General features: G+C 72.2%; 8 protein-coding genes. 3 read left to right on the forward strand and 5 right to left on the reverse strand.

What is annotated here, in order from left to right:
• The first annotated feature begins 152 nt into the window (after positions 1-152).
• The gene (locus ACWCRJ_RS27295; protein WP_450941777.1) at positions 153-1622 is read left to right on the forward strand and encodes an esterase; all 1470 of its coding nucleotides are present in this window, start codon (positions 153-155) and stop codon (positions 1620-1622) included.
• A 33-nt stretch (positions 1623-1655) separates the two neighbouring features.
• On the opposite strand, the gene ACWCRJ_RS27300 is transcribed toward ACWCRJ_RS27295, so the two are convergent.
• Positions 1656-2993, reverse strand: a complete 1338-nt coding sequence (locus ACWCRJ_RS27300; RefSeq protein ID WP_450941778.1) for a DUF6777 domain-containing protein — start codon at positions 2991-2993, stop codon at positions 1656-1658.
• A gap of 218 nt (positions 2994-3211) precedes the next feature.
• Between ACWCRJ_RS27300 and ACWCRJ_RS27305 the strand changes: the two genes are divergently transcribed.
• Positions 3212-4498 (forward strand): streptophobe family protein, encoded by a 1287-nt coding sequence (locus tag ACWCRJ_RS27305; protein ID WP_450941779.1) that lies wholly within the window; start codon positions 3212-3214, stop codon positions 4496-4498.
• Positions 4499-4578: 80 nt separating this feature from the next.
• Here the strand turns inward: ACWCRJ_RS27305 and ACWCRJ_RS27310 are convergent, their stop codons facing one another.
• Positions 4579-5913, reverse strand: a complete 1335-nt coding sequence (locus tag ACWCRJ_RS27310; RefSeq protein ID WP_450941831.1) for a lysine N(6)-hydroxylase/L-ornithine N(5)-oxygenase family protein — start codon at positions 5911-5913, stop codon at positions 4579-4581.
• A 124-nt stretch (positions 5914-6037) separates the two neighbouring features.
• Between ACWCRJ_RS27310 and ACWCRJ_RS27315 the strand changes: the two genes are divergently transcribed.
• Positions 6038-6985, forward strand: coding sequence for a methionyl-tRNA formyltransferase (locus ACWCRJ_RS27315; protein WP_450941780.1), 948 nt, complete (start codon positions 6038-6040; stop codon positions 6983-6985).
• A gap of 64 nt (positions 6986-7049) precedes the next feature.
• Here the strand turns inward: ACWCRJ_RS27315 and ACWCRJ_RS27320 are convergent, their stop codons facing one another.
• From ACWCRJ_RS27320 to ACWCRJ_RS27330, 3 genes are all read right to left on the reverse strand, one after another.
• Positions 7050-7994, reverse strand: a complete 945-nt coding sequence (locus ACWCRJ_RS27320; protein ID WP_450941781.1) for an ABC transporter ATP-binding protein — start codon at positions 7992-7994, stop codon at positions 7050-7052.
• A 4-nt stretch (positions 7995-7998) separates the two neighbouring features.
• On the reverse strand, positions 7999-9108 hold the full coding sequence (locus tag ACWCRJ_RS27325) for a FecCD family ABC transporter permease (RefSeq protein WP_450941782.1): 1110 nt from the start codon (positions 9106-9108) through the stop codon (positions 7999-8001).
• Positions 9109-9339: 231 nt separating this feature from the next.
• Positions 9340-10380: a FecCD family ABC transporter permease gene (locus ACWCRJ_RS27330; protein WP_450941783.1), complete on the reverse strand. Its 1041-nt coding sequence runs from the start codon at positions 10378-10380 to the stop codon at positions 9340-9342.
• Positions 10381-10492 lie beyond the last annotated feature (112 nt).

Raw genomic sequence — 10492 nt, forward strand, 5'->3', positions numbered from 1 at the left:
AGCGCGTCCGGAACCCGGGCCTCCTGAATTGGCCGTGTACTCCCGTACAACCCTTGTTCACCACGCGGTGTCGAACAGGGCGCCGGACAAGGAACGGGCCCTTTCCGGACACCCCCGCGCTGCCCGGCCGTTCTTACTTCGAGGAGCCGAACATGCGCAAGAGCCGTTCGGCAGCGCTGGCCGCTGCCACATTTCTTCTTGTCTCCGGCGCGGCGATCGCCACCGCTCCGTCCGCGTACGCCGGCTCGCCCGGCAGTACGCGGGCCAGTGACCGCAACAGCGACTTCAACGGTGACGGTTACGAGGACGTCCTCGTCGGCGCGCCCGGTGCCACCGTGAGCGGCAAGAGCGGCGCGGGTCTGGTGACCGTGCAGTACGGCTCGGCCAAGGGCATCGGCACCAGCGATGTCGCCAGGTTCAGCCAGTCGACGTCCGGGGTCGCGGGCGCGGCCGAGACGGGCGACGGGTTCGGCCGGGCGGTCGCCACGGGCGACCTGGACGGCGACGGGTTCGACGACGCGGTGGTCGGCATCCCCGGCGAGGACATCGGCACCGTCAAGGACGCCGGTGGCGTGGCCGTCCTGTGGGGCTCGAAGGCCGGGCTCAAGGGTGCCGCGAGCGACTGGCTGGAGACCGAGGAGCCCGCCGCTGGCGAGCAGTTCGGCACCGGTCTGGCCGCCGGCCGCTTCACCGCCGAGACGGACGGCGACATCCTCGCCGTCCTCGACCCGTACGGCGTGGAACTGTTCGCGTACGACGACGCGGCGCGGAGTTCGATGCGCCGGCAGTCCACCCAGCGGTTCGGCGCGAAGGCCGAGGCCCGTGACATCCGGCCCGTGTCCATGACCACCGGCGACTACGACAAGAACGGCTTCGCCGACCTCGTCGTGTCCGGGCTGAGCCTGGGCGACGAGCCCGGGTACGGGTGGTCCGCGTATCTGTCGGGCAACGCGGACGGGCTGAAGTACGAGCGCGATCTGCGCGGCGGTCCGGTCGCGGCGTCCGGGGACGTCAACAACGACGGGTACGACGACCTGGTGACCGGTGAGCCGAACTCCCCGGACGACCAGCCGGGTGAGACGCAGACCGGCGGGCTGGTCGGCGTGCGTCTCGGCGGTCCGGACGGCCCGGCGGCGGATCCGGACTGGTGGGTGCAGGACTCCCCCGGTGTGCCCGGTGTCGCCGAGGCCGGTGACGGCTGGGGCTCGGACCTGTCGGTCGCGGACACCGACGGGGACGGGTACGCGGACGTGGCGATCGGCGCGGCGGGCGAGGACATCGGCACGGTCAAGGACGCGGGCGCCGTGTGGGTGCTGCGCGGCTCCGCCGCCGGGCTGACCTCGGTGGGGGCCAGGTCCTGGGACCAGAACTCCACGGACGTGCCGGGCGCCGCGGAGAAGGGCGACAAGTGGGGCGCCCAGGTCCGGCTGACCGACCCGAACAGCGACGGCCGCTTCGGACTGCTGGCCGCCGCGCCGGGTGAGAACACCGGCGACGGTCATGTCTGGGTGCTCTCGGCGGGCTCGGGCGGCGTCACGGCGGCCGGGTCGTGGACGTACAACGCCGCTTCCCTCGGGGCGCCGCATGTGGACGCCCTGTTCGGGTCGGCGATCGACGAGTGAGGCGGTAGGGCCCCGTACGGCGCCGCCGGCCCGTCAGGAACCCGGGGCGACCGACTCCGGGACGCTGTCGAGGGACGCCGACCCTGAGGTCGTGGTGTCGTCCGGCGGCACCTCGGCCGTCTCGGGGCTCTGCGGCGCCGACGGCGGCGAGGTGGACGGGGTCTCCGGCGCCGACGGGGGCGAGGTGGACGGGGTCACCGAGGACGAGGAGGGGCAGGGGCTCGCGCTGTGGTCGGCGTCCCTGTTCTTCTCGGTCTCCGTCGCGCCGCCCGGGGAGGAGGGACACGGCTTGGGCGACTTCGAGGGCGGTTCCTCGGAGAACGACGTCGACGTCGACGGGGAGGGCTGGTTGACGGGCGGGGTGGTCTTCTTGTCCTTCCCGCCCGTGTCGCCGGCGGGCCGGGTGAACCAGTCGTCGTGCTCGGGGTCGTAGAGGACGAAGACGTTGATGACCGTCGTCGCGCGCTCGACGACCACGACGTTCTGCGGCCGGTACGACGGCCAGGAGTCGCCCTTGGGCTCCGGCGTGGTCTTCAGCGCGACCGGCGGCTTCAGCGGGTTGCCGCAGGCGCAGCGCACCCGGGGCACGCCCCGGTCGTCGACGAGGACGGCGGTGCCGGACTGGAGGACGGCCTGGTAGCTGGTGGCGGCGCCGTCGCGGTAGCCGTGGTTGGTGACGCGGGTGTCCATGCGCAGCTGTACCGGGGTGAGTGAGCGCAGGTAGGCGGGTACGCCGGAGGGCTCGACTCCGGCGACGGAGGCGAACGCGTCGTTCTTCGCGGGGTTCGCCCCGAGCACCTTGATCTGCTTCTCCACGTCACAGCTGGAGACGTTGCGGGTGCCGCCGTAGAGGCCGGGGGACGAACCGTCCACGGCACGCGTCACGTTGGCGGGTTCCGAGCTGCTCGGTGTGGTCGTGGGGGTCTCGGGCGGGGTGGAGCTGTCGGTGGCCGTCGACTCGGTGAACGGGTCGGGGCCCGACTTTCCCGCGGCCTGGAGGAAGACCTCACCGTCGGCCGAGCCGCCGGAGTCGTCGGAGCGGGTGAGGACGACGACCAGGACCACCGCGACGACGGCCGCGGTGACCATGAGGGCGATGCGAGGGGCGGACCGCCACCACGGGTGACCTGGACCTCCCTGGCCGCCCGGTCCCGCCGGGCCGCTCGGTCCACCGCCGGAACCGCCCGAGCCTCCCGTTCCGCCCGGCCCGCCGGTGCCGTCGGGGCCCGAGGCGTCGCCCGACGGCTCCGGGGGCACCTGACCGCTCGGCCGCGTCGGGTCGGGCGGGGTGGGGCTGGGCTGCTGGGGCCCGGACAACGGGCCGGAGGGCGGTCCTGTCGGGCGGCCGGAGGACGGCTGTTCGGAACTCACGGGTCTTCTCCCGGCGTAGGGACTTCGCGTCAGGACTTCGCGGCGGCACACATGGTTCACATAGGCAAATATCAGATATTGGCCTATTTCATCTGTTTTGCGCCGTTTTATTGCGCAACAGGGCCATTGTGTGCCCTGGCACCGTGCAGCCCGCAAGCCGAGCGGGCGGCGGGCCTCCCGGCGCGCGGAGAGTCTCGGCCGTGCTTAGCGTGGCAAGAGTGAGTCACCGGACCCTGCCTCCCCGGCAGGCGACCGCACCCGAGCGGGCGGTCGCCCGCCATGGCTGGCTCCAGGCCCTGGCGGCCGTGCTGGCCGGGCTGATCGCGATGATCGTGGTGGCGTCGCTCGGGCTGTGGGCGGCGGGCGCGGCGGACCTCCCTGACGGCGCGTTCCCCCGGGTCGTCGCGGCCACCGTGGTGACGGCGGTGGGCGGCACGATCGAGCTCTCCGGCGGCGCCGGGTCCATCGCAGAGACCCGGGCGGGCCTGACCGTGATCCCGCTGTCGGTGACCCTCGTGGGCGCGCTGGTGATCGCCGCCGGGTTCCTGCGGCCCCTGCGCCACCGGGCGGTCACGGGGGCGGGCGAACTCGCCGGCTGGGCCGCCCGGATCGCCGTCCTGTGGCTGGCGGCACTGATCGGCCTCGCACTGGCCGCCCGTCAGACCTTCGACATCCCGCTCGGCGACGTGGGCGACTTCTTCGGCACCTCCGCCGACGTGGGGTTCGAGACGGCCATGGCACCGACCCTGTTCTTCGGACTGCTCTGGCTCGCCGGGGTCCTCGTCCTGGCGCTGCTGGTCTCGCGCGGGGCGCCGCTTCCGCCGCGGCTGCTGCGGTTCCAGGAGTCGGTGCGCCCGGCCGCGTACGCCATGGTCGGGCTGCTGCTGGCGTACGTCGGCCTCGGGCTGGTGATCGCGGTCGTGGTGGCGCTGACCCGGGGGCACGCCGCGGAGACGGCCGCGGTGATCCTGCTGGGCCTGCCGAACGTGACGTGGCTGGCCTTCACGATCGGCCTGGGCGCCACCTGGGACAGCCAGGTGGAGGGGCCGTTCGGACTGCCGATGCCGAAGATCCTGGACGAGGTGGTGCGCGGGCCCGACGTGTCCACCCTGAACCTGGGCTCGCTCGCCGAGTACGACGGCCGGGTGTGGTGGCTGCTCGCCGTGAACGCCGTCCTGCTGGTCGTCGCCGCGTTCGTGATGGCGGCCCGCTCCCCCGCCCGGGTACGGCTGTGGCAGCACGCCGTGCACATGGCGGCGGCTCTCGCGCTGACCGTCCTCATGGTCTGTCTCGTGGCCCGGATCTCCGCGCACTACGGGCTGTCGGTCATCGGCATCGGCGACCTCGGCGGCGACCTGGGCGGGGAACTGTTCCTGCGGCCCCATCTGTGGACCGCGCTCGGGCTCGCCGTGCTCTGGGGACTCGTGACCGGGTTCCTGGGCGGCGCGCTGGCCCGGGGAGTGCGCCGCCGGGGCGCGGTCGACGGGGACGCCGGCCGGCGGTAGGCGTGGGCGGGGCACGGTCGGCTCGGACGCCCATGGGGCCGTGCACGTACCGCCCGTGCTCGACCCCGGGTGTCGGACGCTCAGACCTCCGTCGTCGCCAGGTCCGTCGCGCGGCGCGCGAGGAGCGAGGCGCAGATCTCCCCGGCGCGGACGGCGGTGGTGGAGAGCAGCGTCGAGGTGAGGCCGTGGGTGTGCTCGGTGCCGCCCTGGAGGTAGATGTTCGCGCTGACGTCGGGGGCGGTGGCCACCCGGTGGTCCCGGCCGACCCGGAGGGCGTCCTCGTCGTCACGCAGGCAGAGCTTGCCGATCTCCCCGAGGTTGTCGCCCACACCGCGCGGCCGGTAGCCGGTGGCGTGGACAAGGAGGTCGCAGGAGAGGGTCTCGCGCTCTCCCGTCGGCAGGAACTCCACGGTCACCCTGACGTCGTCCGAGCCCTCCTCGACCTCACGCAGGCGGGAGACGTTCATCATCCGCAGCCGTTCGCGGCCCTGGACCTTCTCCCGGTACATGGACCGGGACAGCGACTCGATCAGATCCATGTCCACGACGGAGTAGTTGGTGCTGCGGTGGTAGTCGAACAGCGACTGCTTCACCTCGCGGGGCGAGCCGTAGTACAGGTCGACGGCCTCGGGGTCGAAGATCTTGTTGGCGAAGGGGCTGTCGTCGGCGGGTGTGTAGCCGTACTTGGCGAAGACGGAGCAGATCTCGGCCTCGGGGAAGCTGCGGTGGAGGTAGTCGACGGCCTCCGCCGCGCTCTGTCCGGCGCCGAGGACGACCGCACGGCGTATCGGCCGTCCCGTGCGCTGGGCCTGCTCGACGCGGGGCAGCAACTCGCTGGTGTGCCAGACGCGGTCGGACAGGGCGGCGTCGGGCGGGAGGTGCGGTTCCAGGCCGGCGGCCACGCAGATGCTGCGGGCGCGGCGGACGGTGAAGTGGTCCGGGTCGCCAGGGGTGCGGCTGGTGACGTCGAAGTAACGGATCTCGCCGTCCCGGGTGACGGGGCGCACGGAGACGACCTCGGCGGAGTACTCGACGAGGTGGGAGACGCGGGCGGCGGCCCACTCGAAGTAGTCGTGGAACTCGATGCGCAGCGGGAACAGGGTCTTCAGATTGAGGAAGTCGACGAGCCGGCCCTGCTCGCGCAGGTAGCACAGGAAGCTGAAGTCGCTGGTGGGATCACGCATCGTCACCAGGTCCTTCAGGAAGGACACCTGCATGGTGGCGTCGTCGATGAGCATGCCGCGGTGCCAGCCGAACCGGGGTTGTCTCTCCAGGAACCCGACCCGGAGTTCGTCCTCGGCGCCGGCCCCGGCGGAGTGTTCGTGGAGGGCGATGGCGAGCGCGAGATTCGACGGGCCGAATCCGATCCCCAGTACGTCGTAGATGGAATCCGGCCCGGTGTGCAGCATCGTCACCGCGTCATCGCCTTTCGTCGAGAAAAGGGGTCCACACAGTCGCCCCGGCAGGAACACCGCCTCCCCCAGCAGAGACATGTTAGATAAGGTAAGCCTTACCTAGCAACGGTTGAGGAGGGCTCATATGCGGATCGCCATGTTCGGATACCAGACGTGGGGACATCGGACGCTGCGTGCGCTGCTGGATTCCGGACACGATGTGGTACTCGTCGTCACGCATCCCAAGAGCGATCACGCGTACGAGAAGATCTGGAACGACTCGGTCGCCGATCTCGCCGAACAGCACGGTGTGCCGGTGCTGTTGCGCAACCGGCCGGGCGACGAGGAACTGCTGCGCGCCCTCAAGGAGGCCGATCCGGACCTCATCGTGGCCAACAACTGGCGCACCTGGCTGCCGCCCGAGATCTTCGACCTGCCGGCGCACGGCACGCTCAACATCCACGACTCGCTGCTCCCGACGTACGCGGGGTTCTCCCCGCTCATCTGGGCGCTCATCAACGGCGAGAAGGAGGTCGGTGTCACCGCCCATCGCATGGACGGCGAACTCGACATGGGTGACGTGCTGTTGCAGCGTTCGGTGCCGGTCGGACCGAAGGACACGGCGACGGACCTGTTCCACCGCACGGTCGACCTGATCGGCCCGCTCGTCACCGACTCGCTCGAACTCATCTCCTCCGGCAAGGCCGTGTGGACGCCACAGGACCGGTCCCGGTCGAGTTTCTTCCACAAGCGGTCCCTGGAGGACAGCCGGATCGACTGGACCTGGCCCGCCGAGGACCTGGAGCGCTTCGTACGGGCCCAGTCCGACCCGTACCCCAACGCCTTCACCCACCACCGGGGCGAACGGATCCGGATCGTCTCGGCCTCCGTCTCCGAGGGACGCTACGGCGGCACACCGGGGCGGATCTTCATCCGGGAGGGCGACGGGGTCGTCATCGTGGCGGGTGCCGACGCCCGCTCCGGACGGCTGCCGGGGCTGGTGGTCGAGCGGGTACGGACGGAGGACGGCACCGAGCACACGGCGACGGACTACTTCCGCACGATGGGGGGTTACCTGACGGCCCGCCCGTGACGGTCCGGAGGTCAGGGACGGGCGTCAGGACGGGCGTGAGGGACGGGGCGCCGTCGGCGGCGGGTCAGCCGGCGGCGCCCGACACGGGCACCGCCGCCGTGGCCCCGTCCGTACGAGTGCCCGTGTCGGCGTCGGTGCCCTCGTGGTGCCGGCCCATCGGAATGACCATGGGGGTACGGCTGACGGGGTCCTCGCCGACGAGGCAGCGCAGCCCGAAGACGTCCTCGACCATGTCGGCGGTGATGACGTCGGCGGGGGCGCCCTCGCCCGCTATGCGCCCGCCCTTCATGGCGATGATGTGGTCGGCGTACCGGCAGGCCTGGTTGAGGTCGTGCAGGACCATGACGACGGTGCGGCCCTGGTGCCGGTTGAGGTCGGTGACCAGGTCGAGGACGTCGATCTGGTGGGCGAGGTCGAGGTACGTCGTCGGCTCGTCCAGCAGCATCACGGGGGTGCCCTGGGCCACGGCCATGGCGATCCAGGCGCGTTGGCGCTGCCCGCCGGAGAGTTCGTCGACGGGCCGGTGCGCGAGGTCGGTCATCGCGGTCGCCCGCAGCGCCTCGTGCACGGCCTCCTCGTCGCCGCGCGACCACTGTCGCCACCACGTCTGGTGCGGTGAACGCCCGCGCCCCACCAGGTCGATGACCGTCAGTCCCTCGGGGGCGACGGGCGTCTGCGGGAGGATGCCGAGCTTCTGGGCGAGGGTCCGGGTCGGGATGGAGTGCACCGCTCGGCCGTCGAGGTGAACGGCGCCGGCCCTGGGCGTCAGCAGCCGGGCCAGGGCCCGCAACAGGGTGGACTTGCCGCAGGCGTTGGCGCCGACGATGGCGGTGACGCGGCCCGTGGGGACGACCAGGTCGAGGTCCTCGACCACGATGCGGTCGTCGTAGGCCAGGCGCAGGCCCTCGGCGCGCAGCTCGGGGCCTTCGACGGGGCCCTCGGTGGGGCCCGCGACCGGAGCTTCGGCGCGGGCTTCGCGCTTCGTGGCCGGTTCGTACTTCGATGACACGTCTTCAGCCTCCTGAACCGGCGCGGTTGGCGCGGATGAGCAGCCACAGCAGGACGGGGGCGCCGAGCACCCCGGTGACGATCCCGACCGGGAGTTCCGTGTCCGGGACGATCTTCCGGGCGGCGAGGTCGGACACGAGCACCATCACGGCACCGGTGAACCCCGCCGCGACGGGTGGCGGGAACGGGGTGCCGGCCAGGCGCTGGGCGACCTGCGGTGCGGCGAGCGCCACGAAGGCGACGGGTCCGGCGGTCGCGGTGCCGAAGGCGACGAGCCCCACCGCGATGAGCAGGACGGCCACCCGGACGGTGTGGACCCGGGTGCCGAGGCCCTTGGCGACGTCGTCCCCGAGTTGCAGCACGCGGATCTGCCGGCCGAGCAGGACCGCCGGGGGCACGAGCACGGCCATCGTGACGGCGAGCGGGCCGATCTGGTCCCAGGTGCGGCCGTTGAGGTTGCCGACGAGCCAGCCGAGGGCGGCCTGCGCCTGGAAGCGCTGGCCTCGGGCCAGGAGGTAGTCGGTGATGCTGGTGCAGATCCAGGCGACGCCGATGCCGACGAGGACGATGCGGTAGCCGGTGGTGCCGCGTTTCCAGGCCAGGAGGTAGACCAGCAGTCCTGCGGTCAACGCGCCCAGCAGGCCGAGGGCCTGGGTGCCGAGGCCGCCGTCCCAGCCGAGGACGATCCCGGCGACGACCACCGCGCCCGCGCCCTGGGTGATGCCGATCATGTCGGGGCTGGCGAGCGGGTTGAGCGTCACGGTCTGGAGCAGGGCTCCGGAGATGCCGAACGCGATGCCGACGAGCAGCCCGGCCAGGGCGCGCGGCAGCCGCAGTTCGTGGACGATCAGCTCGGTGCCGGGGTCGCCCGTGCCCGCGAGGGCCTTCAGCACGTCGGTGAGCGGGAGGTCGATGTCCCCGACCGAGGTCTCCACGGCGAACGCCAGGAACGCGGCGGCCGCGAGCAGCAGGGAGATGCCCAGCAGCCTGGGCCGTACGACACCGGACACGGGCGGCACGGGGAGCCGGAAGGCGAGACGGTCGGCCGTGCGGCGCCGGGCGGCCGTCTCCGCGACGCCCTTCGCGGGCGGCACGGGCACGAGATCGGTGGTCATCGGCTCACCACTCCATGGGTCTGGTCTTCACGGGGCGTCGTCACCACGGTTCCGAAGGCGGGGAGTTGGCGATGGGAGGGGCCGGTGATCGCGGGTCGCCGAGGCGGGGGTCGGTGATCGCGAAGCGGTGCAGCCACGGACGCCGGGATGCGGGCCGGCCGGGCGGGCAGGAGTCGGGGCTCTCGCCGCGTGTCCGCCCGGGGCTCATGACTCCGTCGTCGAGACGTCATGTCACAGCTCCGCGAGGCGTCGGCGGCGGACCAGGGCGATGAAGAAGGGGCCGCCGAGGAAGGCGACGAGGATGCCCGCCTGGATCTCGGTGGGGCGGGCGATCAGGCGGCCGGCGATGTCGGCGGCCAGCAGGAGGCAGGGGGCGAGGACGGCCGACAGGGGGAGCAGCCAGCGGTGGTCCGGGCCGAGGCCGGCCAGTTGGGCGAGGACGCGGGCGATGTGCGGGACGACCAGGCCGACGAAGACCACGGGTCCGATGACGGCGACCGCTCCGCCGGTGAGAAGGGTGACGGCGAGGACGCCCTGGACGCGGACCAGGCCGAGCTTGAGGCCGAGCGACTTCGCCACGTCGTCGCCGAGCGCGAGGCTGTTGAGGGCCGGGGCGCAGGCGAGGGCGAGGAGCGCCCCGACGGCCAGGAACGGCAGGACGCGCAGCAGGACCCCCTCGTCCTGGTCGGCGAGCGAGCCCGCGCTCCAGAACCGGTACCGGTTGAGGGCGTCCGGGTCGGTGAGCGCGATGGCGCTGGTCAGCGAGAACAGCAGGGAGGTCACGGCGACCCCGGCCAGGGCGAGTTTGACCGGCGTGGAGCCGGACCGGCCGAGCCCGCCCAGCAGGTACACCAGGACGCTGGCGGCGAACGCGCCGCCGAAGGCGAACCAGATGTAGCCGTACACCGAGGAGATGCCGAGCACGCCTACCGAGAGGACGACCGCGAAGGCGGCGCCCGCGCTGACGCCGAGGATGCCGGGGTCGGCGAGCGGATTGCGGGTCAGTGCCTGCATCAGCGCACCCGAGAGACCGAGGGCGGCGCCGGTGGCGAGCCCGAGGGCGGTGCGGGGCAGGCGTACGGACCAGATGACGCTGTCGACACGGGCGTCGGGGGCGTCGCCGAGCAGGGTGTGCCACACCTGGTCGAGGGGGACGCCGAGCGCGCCGAACGCCATCGACAGGGCGCACAGGGCGAGCAGGGCCAGGGCCGAGAGTGTCAGCAGCAGTGCCGCGCGGGGGCCTTTCGCCGCCCGGACCGTAGAGGTCCCCACGTCTTCAACTTTCTTTGATGAGGCTTGCCTTAACTGTAGGGCGAGTGCGGGTCGAACTGTAGATCCTCCGTGGATTGCCGTCCCGCCCTCGGGACAACCCTCACCAGGAGCA

It is taken from the genome of Streptomyces sp. NPDC002324 (assembly GCF_053593335.1).